The 19,123-nt window shown below is 36.5% G+C and carries 17 protein-coding genes; 5 read left to right on the forward strand and 12 right to left on the reverse strand.

Translation table 11 applies throughout. The features are described from left to right. The first annotated feature begins 28 nt into the window (after positions 1-28). The 3 genes from EKL99_RS13515 (at position 29) to EKL99_RS13525 (ending at position 1,977) form a co-directional block, all read left to right on the forward strand. Positions 29-676, forward strand: a complete 648-nt coding sequence (locus EKL99_RS13515; RefSeq protein ID WP_126457701.1) for a metal-dependent transcriptional regulator — start codon at positions 29-31, stop codon at positions 674-676. A 2-nt stretch (positions 677-678) separates the two neighbouring features. Further along, positions 679-1,497: a ZIP family metal transporter gene (locus tag EKL99_RS13520; protein ID WP_126457700.1), complete on the forward strand. Its 819-nt coding sequence runs from the start codon at positions 679-681 to the stop codon at positions 1,495-1,497. Positions 1,498-1,560: 63 nt separating this feature from the next. Beyond that, positions 1,561-1,977 carry a hypothetical protein gene (locus EKL99_RS13525; RefSeq protein ID WP_126457699.1) on the forward strand — a complete coding sequence of 139 codons (417 nt, stop codon included), beginning with the start codon at positions 1,561-1,563 and terminating at the stop codon, positions 1,975-1,977. A 407-nt stretch (positions 1,978-2,384) separates the two neighbouring features. Here EKL99_RS13525 and EKL99_RS13530 read toward each other — a convergent pair whose 3' ends face one another. The 5 genes from EKL99_RS13530 to EKL99_RS13550 all read right to left on the reverse strand — a co-directional run bounded on the left by EKL99_RS13530 (position 2,385) and on the right by EKL99_RS13550 (position 8,424). Beyond that, the gene (locus tag EKL99_RS13530) at positions 2,385-2,516 is read right to left on the reverse strand and encodes a FeoB-associated Cys-rich membrane protein (RefSeq protein WP_126457698.1); all 132 of its coding nucleotides are present in this window, start codon (positions 2,514-2,516) and stop codon (positions 2,385-2,387) included. A gap of 67 nt (positions 2,517-2,583) precedes the next feature. Next, a complete protein-coding gene (locus EKL99_RS13535; protein ID WP_126577124.1) occupies positions 2,584-4,812 on the reverse strand; it encodes a TonB-dependent receptor domain-containing protein in 2,229 nt (742 codons plus the stop codon). 452 nt (positions 4,813-5,264) lie between these two features. Further along, on the reverse strand, positions 5,265-7,364 hold the full coding sequence (feoB, locus tag EKL99_RS13540; protein WP_126577125.1) for a ferrous iron transport protein B: 2,100 nt from the start codon (positions 7,362-7,364) through the stop codon (positions 5,265-5,267). Beyond that, positions 7,364-7,603, reverse strand: a complete 240-nt coding sequence (locus EKL99_RS13545; protein ID WP_126457695.1) for a FeoA family protein — start codon at positions 7,601-7,603, stop codon at positions 7,364-7,366. Before EKL99_RS13545 ends, feoB begins: the two co-directional genes overlap by 1 nt. Before the next feature lie 155 nt (positions 7,604-7,758). Then, positions 7,759-8,424, reverse strand: a complete 666-nt coding sequence (locus EKL99_RS13550; RefSeq protein WP_126577126.1) for an SCO family protein — start codon at positions 8,422-8,424, stop codon at positions 7,759-7,761. Positions 8,425-8,562: 138 nt separating this feature from the next. On the opposite strand from EKL99_RS13550, the gene EKL99_RS13555 reads away from it, so the two are divergent. Then, a complete protein-coding gene (locus tag EKL99_RS13555; RefSeq protein ID WP_126452174.1) occupies positions 8,563-10,626 on the forward strand; it encodes a M13 family metallopeptidase in 2,064 nt (687 codons plus the stop codon). 147 nt (positions 10,627-10,773) lie between these two features. Here the strand turns inward: EKL99_RS13555 and EKL99_RS13560 are convergent, their stop codons facing one another. The 5 genes from EKL99_RS13560 to EKL99_RS13580 all read right to left on the reverse strand — a co-directional run bounded on the left by EKL99_RS13560 (position 10,774) and on the right by EKL99_RS13580 (position 16,935). Beyond that, positions 10,774-11,715 (reverse strand): DMT family transporter, encoded by a 942-nt coding sequence (locus tag EKL99_RS13560; RefSeq protein WP_231507449.1) that lies wholly within the window; start codon positions 11,713-11,715, stop codon positions 10,774-10,776. A 1-nt stretch (position 11,716) separates the two neighbouring features. After that, positions 11,717-12,520, reverse strand: a complete 804-nt coding sequence (locus tag EKL99_RS13565; protein WP_126552761.1) for an SDR family oxidoreductase — start codon at positions 12,518-12,520, stop codon at positions 11,717-11,719. 120 nt (positions 12,521-12,640) lie between these two features. Beyond that, positions 12,641-15,031 carry a M28 family peptidase gene (locus tag EKL99_RS13570; RefSeq protein WP_370453910.1) on the reverse strand — a complete coding sequence of 797 codons (2,391 nt, stop codon included), beginning with the start codon at positions 15,029-15,031 and terminating at the stop codon, positions 12,641-12,643. Positions 15,032-15,058: 27 nt separating this feature from the next. Beyond that, on the reverse strand, positions 15,059-15,409 hold the full coding sequence (locus tag EKL99_RS13575) for a hypothetical protein (protein WP_126577127.1): 351 nt from the start codon (positions 15,407-15,409) through the stop codon (positions 15,059-15,061). Continuing rightward, on the reverse strand, positions 15,406-16,935 hold the full coding sequence (locus EKL99_RS13580) for a bifunctional GNAT family N-acetyltransferase/carbon-nitrogen hydrolase family protein (RefSeq protein WP_126452162.1): 1,530 nt from the start codon (positions 16,933-16,935) through the stop codon (positions 15,406-15,408). The genes EKL99_RS13575 and EKL99_RS13580 overlap by 4 nt, the downstream gene beginning before the upstream one ends. A gap of 178 nt (positions 16,936-17,113) precedes the next feature. Between EKL99_RS13580 and EKL99_RS13585 the strand changes: the two genes are divergently transcribed. Beyond that, positions 17,114-17,446, forward strand: a complete 333-nt coding sequence (locus tag EKL99_RS13585; protein WP_126452160.1) for a single-stranded DNA-binding protein — start codon at positions 17,114-17,116, stop codon at positions 17,444-17,446. A gap of 295 nt (positions 17,447-17,741) precedes the next feature. Here the strand turns inward: EKL99_RS13585 and EKL99_RS13590 are convergent, their stop codons facing one another. Both EKL99_RS13590 and EKL99_RS13595 read right to left on the reverse strand, forming a co-directional pair. Beyond that, a complete protein-coding gene (locus tag EKL99_RS13590; RefSeq protein ID WP_126457689.1) occupies positions 17,742-18,248 on the reverse strand; it encodes a ferritin in 507 nt (168 codons plus the stop codon). 37 nt (positions 18,249-18,285) lie between these two features. Next, on the reverse strand, positions 18,286-18,915 hold the full coding sequence (locus EKL99_RS13595; RefSeq protein ID WP_126561401.1) for a chloramphenicol acetyltransferase: 630 nt from the start codon (positions 18,913-18,915) through the stop codon (positions 18,286-18,288). Positions 18,916-19,123 lie beyond the last annotated feature (208 nt).

The raw sequence follows: 19,123 nt of genomic DNA on the forward strand, positions 1-19,123 counted from the left end.
ATTTAAAAAGAGTATTCAAAAACATAGCATGACCTTTTCAGAAGAAAATTATCTCAAGACCATTTACCACCTTACGGCAGTTTCAGAGGTGGATATCAGCACCAATGCGATTGCCGAAAAAATAGAAATCAAGGCGTCATCCGTTACCGATATGCTCAAGAAACTCGCCGAAAAAGAGTTAGTCAACTACATCAAATACCAAGGTGTTTCCCTTACTGATCAGGGACAATTAGCCGCTAAAATGATTGTTCGAAAGCACCGGCTTTGGGAAACTTTTTTAGTTGAAAAATTAGATTTTTCATGGGATGAAGTGCATGATCTTGCGGAACAATTGGAACACATCAAATCTGAAAAACTCATCAATAAGTTAGATGATTTTCTGGGAAATCCCACTGAAGATCCACATGGAGATCCGATTCCGGATGCTAACGGAAGAATTATAAAAGTAGACAAACAACTGCTTTCTGAATTCGAGAAAAACCAAATCGGGATTTGTGTGGGTGTCAAAGATACATCTTCTGATTTTTTAAAATATTTAGACAAACAAGAAATCGCTTTGGGTTCCCAAATTGAAATTATCGAAAAGGAAAGTTTTGATTCCTCTTTGAGAATTCGGGTTGGAACAAAAGAAATAACGGTTTCAAATAAAATAGCCAGTAATATATACATCAAATAATTATGTTTCAATCTGTAGTAGATTATTTTACGAGTATCGACCCAATATTAGCCGCTTTGTATGCGAGTTTATTCACTTGGTTTCTTACGGCTTTAGGAGCCTCGTTTGTTTTTTTGTTTAAAACCATGAACCGGACGGTACTGGACGGAATGCTCGGATTTACCGGGGGCGTAATGGTTGCTGCAAGTTTTTGGAGTTTATTGGCTCCAGCTATAGAAATGACCGGCGGCGAAGGTTTTCAAAAAGTGATTCCCGCAGCTTTTGGTTTTTTTCTTGGTGCCTTGTTTATTTTTGGGATTGATAAAGTATTGCCACATCTTCACATTAATTTTAAAGTTACGGAGGGAATTAAATCGCCTTGGCAGCGTACTACATTACTGGTTTCGGCAATTACACTGCACAATATACCTGAAGGATTGGCCGTAGGGGTTCTTTTTGGGGGAGTGGCTGCCGGGATTCCGGAGGCTTCCATTGCGGGAGCTGTTACCTTGGCCATTGGTATTGGAATTCAGAATTTCCCCGAAGGTATTGCCGTGGCCATGCCGTTGCGGCGTATGGGAATGAGTAGAAGAAAAAGCTTTATGTACGGACAATCATCAGCTTTGGTAGAACCTGTTGCTGCTGTTTTAGGCGCTTTTGCAGTCACGTTTTTTACCCCAATTTTACCGTACGCTTTGGCTTTTGCAGCAGGCGCAATGATTTTTGTAGTTGTGGAAGAAGTGATACCGGAAACGCAACAGGATAAAAATACCGATATTGCCACACTGGGATTTGTTGGCGGATTTATAGTGATGATGGTTCTGGATGTGGCTTTGGGATAGGGTTTTTAATTTTTGCCATTTGTTATTAAAAAGAAGCGTAGCTTTATCTTTTAAACCGCGTTTATGAAAAAGTCAGTAGTATTCCTTTGTATGATTATCAGCAGTGCAGTTTTGGCGCAAATCCCAAAATCCCAAAAGGTCAAATACAGTACAATACATCAGAAAATATGCCCCAATCAAAAAGGATTTCAGTTGGTTCTAAAATCGATTTCTTCTGATTCCCGTTGTCCGGAAGGGGTTACTTGTATTTGGGAAGGGGAAGTTTCGGGAGTCGTTTCTGTTTACAAAGATTCAAAATTAATTGAAAACAAGATATTGGTTTTTTCGATGAAAAACGAAAAAGAAAATAAAGAGTGGTTTTCTAAATATTTGCCTAAAAAGCAAAAAAACATAAAAAACTATAGTGTTCTTCCGTATCCAAAAGAAGGTGTCAAAATCAACCCGAGTGAATACTATGTGAAAATTGGGTATTTAAAATAACTTTTTATATCACTACTGAATGACTGCATATCACTATAGCAAAATGAAAAATATTTTCATTGGGATTAAATATATATAACTTAAATATCAGATTTTTGTTAAAATTATGATGGTCTAATCGCATACGGATTACTAATTCATAATAGTACCATAATTTCAATTTTTGTAGGGATAAAACTAAAATCATGTTCAAAGTCAAATTAGATACAAGTTCAAATTTGAAAACATTTTCTAAAACATACAAACGTAAACAGTTGATATTGAGTCTAAAAATTCATTCTATTAAAGTATCGTACTTTTTTTATATTTTAAAGAAAGCACAGACTTATTGTTTTTTAAGATAGTTCAGACTACTACCAAACATTTTACATGGGCTCTTTTTTAACGTTTAAATACGAAATAAAATTTTAATGGCAGCCGCAATCACCACCACTGCCACAATTTTTATCTGATTTTTTCTTTTTGAGGAAGAATTTTTTAATCAAAAAAGCAAGTGCTATTCCAAGGGCAAAAAAAGCTAAAATTTCTTGAATATCCATATTGTAAAAATAAGAAAAAGCAACCAAAAGAGGTTGCTTTTTTGAGTTAAACTAATGAGAAAGTTTTTTACAACTGTGCCATAATTCCAAAATTGATGTTAAAAGGCATTCCGGGTCTTAATCCTGCAGGAACTCTTGAAACGGCATACTTTTCATTCATTAAATTAATGATATTCGACATCAGGCTCACTTTTTGACTAAGGTGGTATCTTGCTGAGAAATCTACAATAAAATTATTGTTTACTTTGTTTTGGGACGGAATAGTTCCCGTTCCTGCCAATGTTCTAAACGCATCTACATATTTTCCACTGATGGCCAAATTGAATTTTTCTGTTTCGAAAGCGGCAGTCAGAGCAAATTGATTTTTGGCGATGTACGGAATCTCATCTCCACGTGTTACATTTCCCCATATTGGGCTGTTAAAGTTACTATTTAATTTCGTATCCGTCAAAGTATAGGAAAAGCTAAGCGGTAGTTTATATCCTTTTTCTGAATTGTTCAGGATTTCATACGTGGCCAAAAATTCAATTCCCTTTACGATTGCGGCACCTGCATTGAATAAATCTCCAGTTCCAGTTCCGCCACCGGACATGTTATCCGAACCTTGTAAATTAGAAAAATCATTGTAATAACCAATCAATTCTCCGTAAAATGCATTTTTTTGAAAGCGAAAACCCAGTTCTGAGTTGATACTGTTTTCAGCATCTTCTCCAACTTTAGCGCCCGGAGGTGAAAATCCTTTGTGAACACTCGTAAACACATTGTAATCTTCATTTATTTTATACAGAATTCCCATTCCCGGTATCCAAACATCAGAACGGTTATCTGCATTTACTAAGCTGGTGCCGGCTCTTGTAATATCGTTACTCCCATAATTGAGGGATTCTAACTTGATATTTTCATATCGGATTCCCGGCGAGAACGTAAATTTGTCATACGTAATCGTATAAAGCACATGAGCGGCAATTGCTTCAGCGTTTGTAATCCTATTTGCATCTGTGCCTGGAGTTCCGTTTGAAGTTCTATTCATCACTCCATTTTGTATGGCGTATCCGTCAACCCATTGAAAGCGATCTTCATAATCTTCGTGGTAGCGAAATCCAAAATCAAAATCGTGTTTCAGCGCTCCTGTTGCAAAATTATAATTGGCTACTGATTGGATTCCTTTGGCCTCGTACATCCTATTGTTGGCTTTAACTAATAAAGCATTATCAGCAGTGTTATTAGCTCCTGTTAAAGCTAAATATTCCGCATTATACTTTATTGGATCAATTAATATAGAATTGATTCCTACTTTTGTAGTTCCAAGTTTTAAGGCATCAAGTTTATACCAATTTCTGGCAAAATCATTCTTGTAGGCCTTTGTGGTGATGTTGAAATTTTTTGAGGGTTGAATAAAATGGGTCAACATGATTTGTTTGTGCTCCGTATCAAGATAATCTTCATTTGATCCGGCATACCTTCTGTAAGGACTCTTGTTGTAATCGTCTTCGGTCAAACCAAGGTAAGTTTCATTGGCAAAATCTTCGCCAAACTGGACTTTAGCGGTTAAGGATTGAAAGATTTTGGCATCGAGATCCGTATTAATTCTAAATTTAGCAACATAATCATTTCCCTGAAAACCGGTGTTTTTAGAACTGTTGTCTATTTTTTTAAATCCGTCTGAATTTCGGTTGTTGTATTCTAAAACGTAACCAAAATTTTTGCGTTCATCTCCAATATTTACGTATGTTTTTTTGGTATTGAAACTACCAATGCTGGCTACAACTCGGGCTTTGAAACGATTTGGGATTTGAGTAGAAACCATATTAATGGCGCCGCCGGTAGTATAAGGACCGTATTGTATTTGACTTCCTCCTTTTACAATTTCGAAAGACTGCATTCTGTTTACTGTTGGGAAATAATACGCGGCAGGAGCGGCATAAGGAGCAGGTGCTATTAGAACGCCATCCTCCATTAGTGTAATTTTACTCGAACGATCTGGGCTGGTTCCTCTCATACCAATATTTGGGCGGAGTCCAAACCCTTCTTCTTCCTGAATATTGATGCCGGGAACGGTTCTTAGAATCCTGGAAACATCATCATAATTAAAGGTTTTTAATTCTTTTGGAGAGATAAAATATGTTGATCCGGCTTTATTTTTGGCTTTAAATTTACTTCCAATGATCGCATCGGTGGTAATAATAACTTCGTTTAAACTTTCAATACTATCTTTTTGAGTTTTTGTAAGTTCCTTTTCTTGTGCAAACAAAACGGACGTAATTAATAGCGAGCCGATAATTATAATATTTTTCATTTTTATTTAGATTAATTCTACACTGCAAATGTAGAACCTAAATCTTATTTAGACAAATTAAAAATAATAAAAATTTGACATTTTAACTTTTGTTGACATATAAGTAATGAGATTAAAATAATGTCGTATTTGTTTTTAACTCAACCTCAGTCTTTATTGAAGGTTTGACATTATAATATGTGACAATATATCGTTCCTATTACTTAGTTCTCATAAAGGAATTAAATTTATGAGTCTTAAAAGCATGTATAACCAAGTGCTTTATCCTATTTTGCTTGATCTTCTTAATTTCTTTTGCTGCTAATTCGCAAATTGTTTATCCAACTTGGAGTTATTTAATAAGTAATCAAATCGCACGGCAAAAGGCTAAGATCTGCATTTTAATTTTTTTAAATTTTAGCTTTTTTCACTCACACTCATACGAGTGATTTTAAAACCATTGTAGTGTGTGATTACTTTAAAATTTGGTATGCAATTAAAGCAACAACATACGCAAATCCGGACATAAAGATCAATTGTCCTGCCGGCCATTTCCAGGAATTGGTTTCTTTTTTAGTAACGGCGAGTGTACTGGCGCATTGCAAAGCAAAAGCATAAAAAAGTAATAGTGATATTCCGGAAGCAAAATTAAAAACCTTTTCTCCGGTAACCGGATTAATCTCGGCAGCCATTTTATTTTTAATAGTGACTTCATTATCGCTACCACCCACACTGTAAATAGTGGCTAATGTTCCCACAAAAACCTCCCTGGCGGCAAAGGAACTGATGATGGCAATTCCTATTTTCCAGTCGTAACCCAGAGGAGAAATAGCAGGTTCAATGGCTTTTCCCATGATTCCGATATAAGAGTTTTCCAGTTTTTGGGAGGCCACTGCATTCTCAAATTCAGCTTCAGGCAACGGATTATTTTTGGTGTTTTCAGTGACAATGGTTTCTGCATCATTGAATTTTTCTCCTGGTCCGTACGAAGCTAAGAACCATAAAACTATAGAAATAGCCAGTATGATTTTTCCGGCACCAAAAACAAAGGCTTTTGTTTTTTCGATCACATTAATACCTACGTTTTTGAAAAGCGGTAATTTATAATTGGGCATTTCTACCACAAAGTATGTTTTTCCTTTTATTTTAAGGATTTTATTCAAAATGTACGCTGAAAAAATAGCCGTTCCAAAACCCAAAAGATACAACAGCATCAAGGTCATTCCTTGCATGTTCAGAAAACCCAAAACACGAGTATCCGGAATTACCAGAGCAATGATTATGGCATAAACAGGTAATCTGGCGGAGCAGGTCGTGAATGGGGTGACCAGGATGGTGATCAATCGTTCTTTCCAGTTTTCAATGTTTCGGGTTGCCATAATTGCCGGAATCGCACAGGCCGTACCGGAAATAAGTGGGACTACACTTTTTCCTGATAATCCAAATTTACGCATAATTTTATCCATCAGGAAAACAACTCGGCTCATGTAACCGCTTTCTTCAAGAATTGAAATAAACATAAATAGGAAAGCAATTTGAGGGATGAAGATCAAAATACCTCCAATTCCAGGAATTATTCCCTGCGAAATTAAATTGGTTAAAACGCCGGCCGGTAATTGCTCGGCAGCAAGAGCGCTTAATGTAGCAAAGGTACCGTCAATGAAATCCATAGGAATTTTAGACCATTCGAAAATAGATTGAAAAATAACAAACAAAATCATGAAGAAAATCACATAACCCCAAATCTTGTGAGTCAGGACGCGATCCAGTTTGCTGCGAAAATCTTTAGCAATTGTCTCATCGACTTTTAATCCTGTTTTCAAGACGTCATTGATGAATTGGTAGCGTTTTATGGTTTCTTTTTGTTGCAAACGCTTTAGATCCGAATGCGATTTAGTAAATGAATTTCGGATTTCATTTCGGTCTAAATTCAGGAAATTGACGTCTTGAGTAATGACCAGCCATAATTTATACAAGAGCTGGTTGGGAAATGTTTTTCTTAAAGTATTAAAATATTCCGGATCAATGCTTGAGGCATTCAAGCAGGGTTCATTCGAAAGGGATTTGTAGTTGACTATCAATTTTTTTAGTTCATCAATTCCAAAACCTTTTCTCGAACTGATCAGCGCAATTTTTGTTTTTAAGTGCGCTTCAAGATACGGAATATCCAGCGTAATTCCTTTGAATTTCATTCTATCGGCCATGTTGATGACTAATATGGTTGGAATTTCAAGGTCTTTTATTTGGGTAAAAAGTAATAAATTTCGTTTTAGATTCTCCACATCCGTAACTACAAGGGCTACATCAGGGTATAATTTATCGTTTTTATTCAGTAATAATTCAATGACAACGTTTTCATCAATCGAACTGGCATTTAGGCTGTAGGTTCCCGGTAAATCCAAGATATTAGCCTTGATGTTATTGGGTAATTTGCAAAAACCCATCTTTTTTTCAACGGTAATTCCAGGGTAATTCCCTACTTGTTGATTCAAACCCGTCAATTGATTAAAAACAGAGGTTTTTCCGGTGTTAGGATTTCCAATTAAAGCAACATTGATATTTTGATTGGTCATTATAAATTGGTTTTTAGTATTTCAACTTCAATCTCACGGGCAGTTTCCAATCGGATAGCAACGTGTGAACCATTGATGTTTAAATATAAAGGATCGCCAAAAGGAGCAATTTGAAGTAATTCTACCAGATTGCCCGGTAAGCAACCCATTTCCAATAATTTTAATGGAACTGTATCAATGTCAAAGTCTTTTATAATGGCCTTTTCGCCTTTTTTGAGAGAATTTATCGTTGTTTGCAAACCTTATTTAGATTGAATTAAGATTGCAAAAATACACATTTTAATACAAATAAAAATGATAAATATCACATTTAAACCTTAATTAAGACAAAAAAAATGCATGGATTGGGATGGGATTTATCAGAAAAGGCGAAGAAATTAAAGGTCAATTAATCTTATTCGGCACTCAAAAAACGAATGTCGTCGATTAATCGTTTCATGTCTTCTTTGTTAGTACCGTCATAAAACCCACGAACTCTTTTTTTAGTATCTACCAATACAAAATTTTCCGTGTGAACCATGTCGTATAATTCGCTTGGTTCTCCCAGTTTAACGGCCAAATACGATTTTCTGGCCATCTCATAAATTTCTTTTTTATCGCCGGTGACTAAATTCCATTTTGAGGCATCTACATTATATTTTTTGGCGTAAGCCTTCAAAACCGGAACGCTGTCCGTCTCTGGAAAAACAGTATGCGACAATAACTTCACCTTGGGATCATTGGCAAAAACTTTCTGGATATCCGATAAATTGGTGCTCATTTTTGGACAAATGGAGCCGCAAGTGGTAAAGAAAAAATCAGCCACATATATTTTTCCTTCATAGTCTTTTTGGGTGATGGTTTTTCCGTTTTGGTTGACAAACGAAAAATCAGCAATGGTATGGTATTTACTTTTATACTGAATCGTACTGTCTACTAATTCCGGATTTACATCAGAAGGATTAAAAATAGGAAGTGTTTTTTTTGGCTTTAAGGCCGAATAAAATAAGGATAAAACGACTGCAGAAAAAACTAGGAAGACGCCTAAAAAGATTCGGTATTTTTTTAAAATTCGTAACATAATGTTATTTTAATACAAAAATACGAAAACGAAATTTGTTTTTAATTCAAATTAACACAATCTTATTGGGATAAAATTTAACAAGAAGTTAAAAGTTTTATTGATAGCTTTGTAAAACTAACTAAATATATATTAAAAATGAAAAAGAACATCAATAAGCAGTTGCTTTTTGTGATTCCTGCAATCATGGGTTTTACGGTAAGTCAAGCCCAGAACACAGCCGTGGCGAAAGAGCCAGGAATCAATGTGAACCACATGGACAAGAATGTACAACCCAACAATGATTTTTTTCGCTATGTGAATGGAACATGGTTGGATAATACAGAAATTCCAGCTGATAGAACCCGTTGGGGAAGTTTTGATGAATTGCGTCAAAAAACAGATGCCGATGCTTTGGCAATCTTGAAGGAAGCCACTAAGAATCCGAGTTATAAATCAAATACTGATCAAGGGAAAGCCGTTAATTTATACCAGTCGATATTAGATACCATAGGAAGAAATAAGCTTGGGATAGCGCCTTTAAAGCCGTATTTGACAAAAATAAACGCAGTTAAAAATGCGAAAGACCTAGAGGCATTATTAATTGAAATGGAGCCAATTGGCGGTATTGGATTTGTGGGAGCCAGTGTAGGCACTGATGCAAAGAACAGCAATAGAAATGTAATTAATGTAGGATTGGGTAGCGTAGGTTTGCCAGACAGAGATTATTATGTTTCTGAAGATGCCGACTCTAAAGAAAAACGAGCTAAATACGTGCTTCACGTTGCTAAAATGTTACAGTACCTTGGTGATACTCCGGTAGTTGCTAAAGCGAATGCCGAAAAAATCCTGGCACTTGAAATCGCCATGTCTAAACCAAGATTGGATAGAGTAGAAAGAAGAGACCGTCGTAAATCATACAACCCAATGACGGTTAAAGATTTACAAAAACTGACGCCTTCAATCAACTGGGATAATTATTTCACAAAAATAGGATTGCCTAAAGTGGATTCCTTGATAGTGTCGCAGCCTAAATATATGACTGCTTTAGAAACAATTTTCAAAGAAAATAAAGTAGAAGACTGGAAAGCATACATGCGTTGGACTTTATTAAACAGAGCATCAAGTCAATTGTCAACTACTATTGAAGACGCAAACTGGGAGTTTTACGGAAAAACCCTGACGGGCGCTGTAAGTCAAAGACCACGTGACGAAAGAGCACTTCAAACCATCAACGGAACGGTTGGAGAAGCGTTAGGAAAATTATATGTAGAGAAAATGTTTCCGGCTGAAGCCAAAGCCAAAGCGGAAAAAATGATCAAAAATATATTTCTTGCTTTCGAAAACCGAATCAATAATTTGCCTTGGATGTCTACAGAAACTAAGGTAAGTGCACTTGCTAAACTGCATAAATCAAGAATAAAAATTGGATATCCAGACAAATGGAAAGATTATTCAGCCTTGACCATTAAAAGTCCAAAAGAAGGCGGAACGTATTTTGATAATGTTAAAAACTTGGCAAAATGGCGTTTTGAAGAAAACATAGCTGAATTGAACAAGCCAGTCGATAAAGAAAAATGGGGCATGTCTCCACAAACGGTGAACGCCTATTTCAACCCATCAAATAATGAAATTGTATTTCCAGCAGCTATTTTGCAACCGCCTTTTTATAATTATCAAGCAGATGAAGCCGTAAATTATGGTGGAATTGGAGCCGTTATCGGGCATGAAATTTCACATGGGTTTGATGATTCGGGATCGCGTTACAATGCTGACGGAAACTTAGTAGATTGGTGGACCGCTGAAGATTTGAAACAATTCTCTGCTTTAACAGGAGCGCTTGCAGCTCAATACAGCGCTTTGCAACCTATTCCAGGAACTTTTGTAGATGGTAAATTCACGCTTGGTGAAAACATTGGAGATTTAGGAGGCGTAAATGCCGCTTATGATGGTTTGCAATTGTACCTGAAAGCAAACGGAAACCCGGGATTAATCGATGGATATACTCCGGAACAACGGTTCTTTATTTCCTGGTCAACGATCTGGCGTTCCAAAATGCGTGATGAAGCCTTGAAAAACCAAGTGAAAACAGATCCGCATTCTCCAGGAATGTACCGTGCGTATGTGCCTTTGCAAAATATTGATACGTTTTATCAAGCCTTTGATATTAAAGAAAATGATGGCATGTACATTGCTCCAGAAAAGAGAGTAAAAATCTGGTAGAAATTATTCACGAGAGTATGATCCTGATGTGATTTCTCCTTAGTCGAATGACACAGATACGTAGCTTCAGTCCAGAAAAAAATACAGGTATAAAAATTATCTTGTAGTATGAAAAAGTCCCATTTGCCTGAGCAAATGGGACTTTTTTTATTCTGTTTTGATACTGTTTTTTCGGGTTCTTCTCAGCGAATAATTCACCAGATACAAGCCAAATAAGGTGACGCCACCTCCTACGGCTATGGCAGTATTGAGGGTTTCCCCAAAGATTATTGCGCCTAAAATCACGGCAATAATTGGGTTGATATAGGAATACACACTACTGATCTCCGCAGGAAGATTTTGAAGAGCATAAATAAAGGCAATGAAAGTAAGTATGGAACCAAAAACAACTAAATAAGCGATAGACCACCAGGAAGCAGCAGGAATTTCGCTTAATTTGACGGAAATTCCAGTTGCGCCAGTGTAGGCGAAAACTAAAATACTAGAAATAAACATTTGCAGTCCCAAACTAAAATACGGATTAAAAGTGGCTGCTTTTTTCTTCGTGTACAAGGTGCCAAAAGCCCAAGTTAAAGTAGAAATTATGGAAATGATTATTCCAAATCTGAAACTAGGAATCAAAAAATCACTCAGGTGGTCGTAAAAAATCACACAAACCCCACTGAAACTGATAATCAAACCCACAACTGATACTCTGGATAATCGGTCGCCTCTAAAAAAAGTAATGATCACAATCCATAAAGGGACACAAGCACCAATAATTGCGCCTAGACCACTACTGATATACTTGACGCCCCAAGTGCTTAATCCGTTGCTTAAAACAAAATTAAGAATGCTTAGAATGATGATCGTTTTCCATTGTTTTCCCTTTGGCCAAGGCGCCTTTTTAAATAAAAAATAGGAAATATACAGGAATCCTCCTAAAAATTGTCTGATGGCGACAAGTTGTAAGGCGGGCATGTGTTTCACGCCCTCTTTAGAAGCAATCCAGGTAGTTCCCCAAAAAAAACTGACCCAACACAAAGCCAAAATTGGCAGTCCAATAGTGTCTATTTTGGACGAAACGGCATTCTTAATTTTAGTTCTCACATTACAAATTTGGTTTCGTAAAAGTATACTTTAAAACCGTTTCTATGCGAGCACTCAAAATTATTTTTCCAGTTGAATTTTCTTCAGAATTAAATTTTGGCAAAGCTAAATCCAGATCCTTCGCTTTTTGGGTGTAGTACTGTTCTCGAGAAGGATGAAATGGAGCCACTGCATTGAAGGTTTCATTCCATGAATCCGTTTCAATAATTTTTTCAATGATTCCAATACAATCGTCTTGATGAATTAAGTTAATGGTTGCATTAGGGTTGTCAAGATTTTCTCTGCCGGCCAAGAATTTTACAGGATGGCGGTCCTGGCCAATTAATCCGCCAAAACGCAATACCGTCGTTTTAAAATGACTGTTGTTTTGCAAAAGCTGTTCTGTTTCCAGTAATTGTTTGCCGCTTTCCGTATCCGGTTTTGGGATAGTTTCTTCAGTAACAAAAATAGCTTCATCATTATAAACAGATGTCGAACTGATGAAAAGTACGTTTTCAACAGAAGATTTTTCGATAGATGGAATCATATTTCTAATCTTGGCAACAAAGTTTTCTTGCGCTAAACCACGAAGTTTTGGTGGGACATCAATGATTAAAATTTTAGAATTTTCCAGAAAATCAGAAAGGTTTCCTGTGGTTTTATTTTCTGAAAGCGCAATTAAGAAAGGAGCGATTCCGGCATTTTTCAATACGTCTAATTTCGCTGTAGAAGTCGTCGAGCCCTTCACGGAAAATCCTTTTGAAAGGAAGGCTTTCGCCAAAGGCAAACCCAGCCATCCGCAACCCAGAACACTAATTTTTGTCATTTTCGTTTTTTGTAATCAATCGTAATTTTCAAATTTATATGCGGTTACAATTGGTGGCCGTGCATTCTCATAAATTTAAATTTATTCAAGGTCATAAAATGTGACCTTAAAGAAATTCCATCATAATTTTTTCAAACTGTCTTTCACTACTGCTAAACTATCTTTTACAACAGGATTTGTTACAGTAGTATTCAAAGTATTCACAACAACCGGACTCGCTTTTATTTTTTGCCTAATGACAACCGCATCGTTCAAAACAAAAGGGGTTGGCATCATCCAGTTTTCTCTTTTCGTGATTTCAAATAAAGGATTTGAAAGTAGGTCAAAAGAACTTTCTAACAGTTCCATGTTGAACGCAGTTGCAGCATTAAAACTAAACTGCAATTCTAAAGGGGCGTTTCCTACCACATAATAACTCAATATCTTCTTTCCTTTTCGCTGGTAAATTGAATTTTTCCGACCTAGTGTAGTCACGCCATTCGCTTTTAAATTATGAAGTATCATTTTTTCATTGGCAAAAATGTCATAGCGATTAACGTTTCTGTTCGGGGAAATTTTTATTTTGACATGTCTTTGATTTCCTATAATTCGGTCTTCCAGAAATGCGATAGTTGGTTTCGGAATCGCTTTTTTAGGAGCTTTGGCAGCATAGGTAAAACCAGAATTGTATTTGCTAAACAACGGAATTTCGTTCAAATTGGTTGCCTTTTTCGGGTTTACACCCAAATAGCCTGTGGTCCAGGAATCGAGATTGGTGTCATACGTGGCCCAATAGGCTTGATCTGTGTCAGCATTATAGAGGTATAATAAACTATTTGACTTCGCTTTTCCGGGTTTGTATCCCGACTCTAAATGCGCTTTCGCAAAAAAGCCAATGGAAAGCAAAAGCAGGAGTATAGACCAGATTCCCTTTTTGGCGAAAGCCCCAAAAATAGGCAGCAATAATCCGAACATCAATACGGTAAGAAGGGCACTTCCAAACAATACCTTTAGTCCTAAACCGATAGGAAACATTTGGATAAAAGGAGCTATAATGATCAAAGCAGGAATGCTAAAAATAAGATTTAATGTTTCGCTTGATTTTTGAGTGACAATGAAAACTCCAAAAAGGAATAGACCAAAGTACACCGGAATAATCAAGAATCCAGCTCCCGGTAACATAAAAGCTATGATAGCATTAATCCCAATCCAAATAAATAATGGCGCTACATAATGATTGATGTTGACTTTACGACATGAAAATAAATGATAAAAGACCATGCTTATTGCTAAAGCCAGCAGTACGAAAGCAGCTATGTAAGCATGTCCGTTATAGGTAAATCCGTTCAGCAAATCCGTGTATTGAGGATAGATGAGCAGCAATCCTTTCCATCCAAAAAAGGTAATTATTCCCGTTGCCGTCAGGGAACCAAACAGCGGAATGAATCCTTTTACAATTTCTCGGGCTGATATAAGGCGTTTGGCTCTTCCTATAAATAATAGCGAAAGAAACAACGCTAAGGCGAGTAGAACCATAGGCAAAACCCAACTGAAAGGATAGCTTATAAAAGTGTATGGAATGGTAAAATAGACATACTCTTCACTGGATTGCACCGCATTTAAATCCGTATTGGAAAAATAATTTAACAACGGCATTAAATATGAACCCTGATGAGCCAGCGTATTTTTGTTTAAATGCTGGATGTCATCCTGAGCGGTATGGTAGTTAAAATGGTCGTCAATAAATGCAAAGTTATAGCCCTGAATATCGCCTTGTTCCCTAAAAACGGTCAAATCAGTGTCGTTGGGTAACATTTTATAAATACTGTACATCAAGGAATTAGATACTGGAAAAGTCGCTTTTGCAGCAGCAAACTCTTTTACTAATCCTGCATTTCCATTGTTAGTTTCCATCAGCATGTAGCTGGGGCCGGAAGAACCACGGGCTTCAAAGTTGAGTACCAGTCCCACTTGTTTTGCCCATTGATGTTGGGTTACAAAAAGTGCAGCACCATTAAGTCCTAACTCTTCTGCATCCGAAAACAGAATAATAATATCGTTTTTATGCGGGGTTTTATTGTATAAAAAAGCCCGAACACTTTCCAGAATTGTAGCTACACCGGAACCCGCATCACTAGCTCCAGGCGAGTAGGAATGGGGTGCGCTGTCATAGTGTGAAAGCAACAACAAGGCTTTGGAACTATTAGAACCTTTGATACGAGCCAAGATGTTTTTTGATTGTACAAGATTTCCCCAGTCACTTAGCGTATAGCCGGTTTGAACAGAAGTCTGCAGTCCTAACTTTTTTAGCTCTTTCAGGAGGTAATTTGCGACCACATCATGATTGTCGGAGCCTACATAATGAGGTTTTTTTGAAATGGATTTGATGTGATTCAAAGCCCTTTGGGTCGAAAACTCAGTAAGGGACCCTTGATCATTGGAAGTCCATTGCGGCATCATCGTAAAGTAGATTAACGCTAGGGTTACTGAAATAAACAAACCGGCAAAAATGGAGAAATAATCTTTTTTCATGGTAAGTAAGTGGATTTGGATGCGGTGTTAAATGTCTTTTTTGACTAGCATGTAATACTCATTGTCTAAAACTAAATACCCCTGATCGTACAGGAAATAGTAAGTATTCCCTGTTTTGGTTCGCAGAATATTAGTAAAAAATTCAAAATCAAAACCTTTGCTTAATAATTTTGCGCGGGTGGTTTTTGATTTTCCATCGGGATTAAGTTCAATTAGAATGCGGTAATTTTTACGCAACTTATTGTTGATGTTGCGCATAAAATTAGTGCTGTCTTTGTTCATTTTATTGTTGTAGGCGTTGCGACATCCGTCACTACAAAACTTTTTATCTTCACGGCCTACAATTTTATCTTCACATTCTAAGCAGGTTTTTGTCATGGATTTATTTTTTTGATATCGTATAAATCAGTTCTACGGTCTTTTAGAATGCGTACGCTACCGTGCTCGTGAAGCTCTTTCAGTAAATCTAAATCTACGTCAACAATGAGTGTCATCTCGGTATTTGGGGTTGCTTCGGCTTTGATTCCATTACTTGGAAAAGCAAAATCAGAAGGTGTAAATACTGCTGATTGCGCATATTGAATATCCATGTTGTTTACCTTTGGAAGATTTCCTACACATCCTGCTATGGCTACATAACATTCGTTTTCAATCGCTCTGGCTTGTGCGCAATGTTTGACTCTGGTATAGGCGTTTTGAGTATCTGTTAAGAACGGTACAAATAAAATATTCATGCCTTCATCTGCCATTAATCTAGAGAGTTCCGGAAATTCAACATCATAACAAATCATGATGCCTATTTTACCACAATCGGTATCAAAGGTCTTAATTTGTGATCCTCCAGTCATCCCCCAGTGTTGTACTTCGTTTGGAGTAACATGAATTTTGGCATACATTTCTGAAGTTCCGTCTCTCTTGCATAAAAAACCCACATTGTAAAGCGTGCCGTTTTCTAAATGAGGCATACTTCCTGTAATAATGTTGATGTTGTACGAAATGGCCAGCTCCTGAAAGCGTTTGCGAACAGGCTCTGAATGTTTGGCTAATTCCCGGATGGCTTCTGCCTCGGACAAATGATTGTAATCCGCCATCAACGGAGCGGTAAAGAGTTCTGGAAATAGTGCAAAATCACTGCCATACCCGGAAACGACATCAACAAAAAATTCACATTGTTCAAATAAAGCTTCCAGATTGTTCAGTTGGCGCATCTGCCACTGAACGAGTCCCAGGCGGATGACACTTTTCTTGAGGTTTATTAATTTAGGGCTTTCGTCGTAATAAATATTATTCCATTCTAGTAAAACGGCAAATTCTTTAGAATCGGTATCGCCTTCCAGATAGTTTTTCATGACCCGGATTACGTGAAAATCATTGCTCAGCTGAAAAGAAAGCACAGGGTCGTGTAGCTCTTTTCTTTTTACTTTTTCGATATAATTTTTAGGAGTGAGGGTTTTGGCGTGTTGCCCATAATTTGGAATCCTGCCGGCAAAAACAATTGCTTTCAGATTCAATTGTTCACATAGTTCTTTACGGGCGTCATACAAACGTCTTCCCAAGCGGAGTCCTCTGTAGCTTGGATGAATAAACACATCTATTCCATACAAGACATCCCCTTGTGGATTGTGGGTCGAAAAGGTATATTTTCCTGTTATATCAGAATAATTATGGTTTTTGTCTACTAAGCTTTCATCCACAATTAGCGATAATGCAGAGCCTACAACTTTGCCGTCTACTAAGATTACGAGTTGGCCTTCCGGAAAAATGCTCAATAATTTTTCAATATGATGTTCTCTCCAATAGGAACCAACCATTTCCGGATACGATTCTACCATTGATTTTTTGAGCTCTTTATAGTCTTCAATCGCTAGATTTCGTAACTCTACTTTGTTTATTTTGGCTTGCATGAAATAATGATTTTATCAAATATAGCTAAAATTTACCAATTACAAACGGTTACAAATAGTTACAACCGAAAGTAAATAGTTAACAACCGAATGCTTTTTAGCTATGATCGCATCTTTGCCCTGTTGATTTGAAAGACCAATTCAACAAACATACACTAACATTTAAATAGTATACGCCATGAGCACATTAAGAAACAAAGTACAGTTAATTGGACATGTAGGAAATGATCCGGAAATCAAATCATTTGACGGAGGAAAAAAACTAGCTAATTTTTCCTTAGCTACAAATGAAAGCTACAAAAACGACAAAGGAGAAAAAGTAGAAGAAACCCAATGGCACAAACTCGTTGCTTGGGGAAAAACGGCTGAAATCATAGAGAAATATGTTACCAAAGGAAAAGAAATTGCCATTGAAGGAAAATTAACCCATAGAAGTTATGACGATAAAAATGGAGAAAAACGCTACATCACTGAAGTTGTCGTTGATGATGTTTTGCTTTTAGGGAAATAGGTTTTTCAAGACGAAGCAATAAAATAATGCCCTCTGTATCAGAGGGCATTTATGTTTTGAATCAGGATACTTTTTTTAATAAATCAAACAACGGACACCGCTTACAGCGATTGTCTTCCCCTTTTTTGAATTTTTTGCAACATTTAGATTTGCAGTTTTCTGCAATCTTAATGGTTTTAAGGATTTCTTTTTGATTTTTTTTCTTTTCCTTTTTTTTCTTTTCCAATTTTTATAAAGAATTAAAAACTAAGGCAAATGTATGTTATTTTTATCTGTTCTAAATAAATTTTAACATTTAAATAGCAGGTTTGACAAGCGCCACTTGTTGTAAGTCTCTGTCAAATAAGTATAAACCGCCTTTGTCATCTCCTATTAAGTTGATTTTGTCCAAAATAGATTTTGCGGTCGCTTCTTCCTCAATTTGCTCGGCAACATACCATTGCAGAAAGTTATGTGTGGCATAATCTTTTTCAGAGAAAGTGATGTGTACCAACTCATTTATCGAATCCGAAACAAAAATTTCATGTTTATAAAGTTCCTCAAACATATCTTTGAAGGTTTCATAAGTAGTTTTTGGGGCTTTTAAGTCCGTTATTTTTGCATGGCTACCACGTTCATTTACATACTTGATTAATTTGAGCATGTGCAGGCGCTCTTCGTCAGATTGGGCAAACATGAATTGAGCAATTCCTTCCAGTCCGCTCACTTCAGCCCAACACGCCATAGAAAGGTAGGTTTGCGAGGATTCTGCTTCAATGCGAATCTGTTTGTTTAGGGCAATTTCAATATTTTTAGATAGCATAATTTTAGTTTTTAGTAAAGTTAAAAAAAATAAGTCACTACTGATTCATCAATTCCTGAAAACAATCCACAAATTGTCCCAGATGAAAACCGTCCATTAATCCATGATGTACATGAACAGACAAGGGCATGGTTCTTTTGCCACTAGGGGAGACTTTCATTTTGCCAAAAGATATTTTTGGACAGCTGTCCGGAAAGGAAAAACTTCTAGCATGGGATAAAGAGGAAAAATCCAGCCACGGAATTGCTGAAAAATGGATCACGTTATCCTCCTCAAAGGTTCGGGTAAAAAGTCCTGTTGTGGTTTGAATGCGGGCAATCTCTGTAGCGGAGGTCGTTTTGAAAACTGCAAAATCAGCATTGTATTCGATTAAAGAAAATCCGAAAGTGCCGTCCTCCCGACCAATTGTAGCTGAAGCATTAATTTGGTCACAAATATATATTTGGTCCTCTGAAACTCGATACTTAAAAGATTCAATGGTATTTACCGCTACTAATGTTTGGTGTAAATAATAATTAAAAAAAGAAGAATTTAGTGCTTTTGCAGCTGCATAAGCTTTCGTACAATCAATTTTGACTGTGGCTCCAAAAAAAGGTTCTTCAAATTGTCTAAAAAAATGAAAATGTTCTTTTCTGGGCCAATTTTCTATATCTAAAAGGGTTCTCAAAATGAAGGGATTTTATTTAAAGTTCAAAAGTACAGCTATTCTTTGTGAATAGTTAGGAGTTAGTTGATTCTCTATTCTAAAATGGAACAGTTAGATAAGGTGTAGTTCTAAAAAAAGCCCTAAAGAAATTTTGGACATGCCCCAAAAAGTTAGACACTATTTGGGGCATTTTTTATGGAAAAAAAAGTAAAATATGATTATGCATTTA

This window comes from Flavobacterium sp. ZB4P23, assembly GCF_003970375.1.
Lineage (GTDB): Bacteria > Bacteroidota > Bacteroidia > Flavobacteriales > Flavobacteriaceae > Flavobacterium.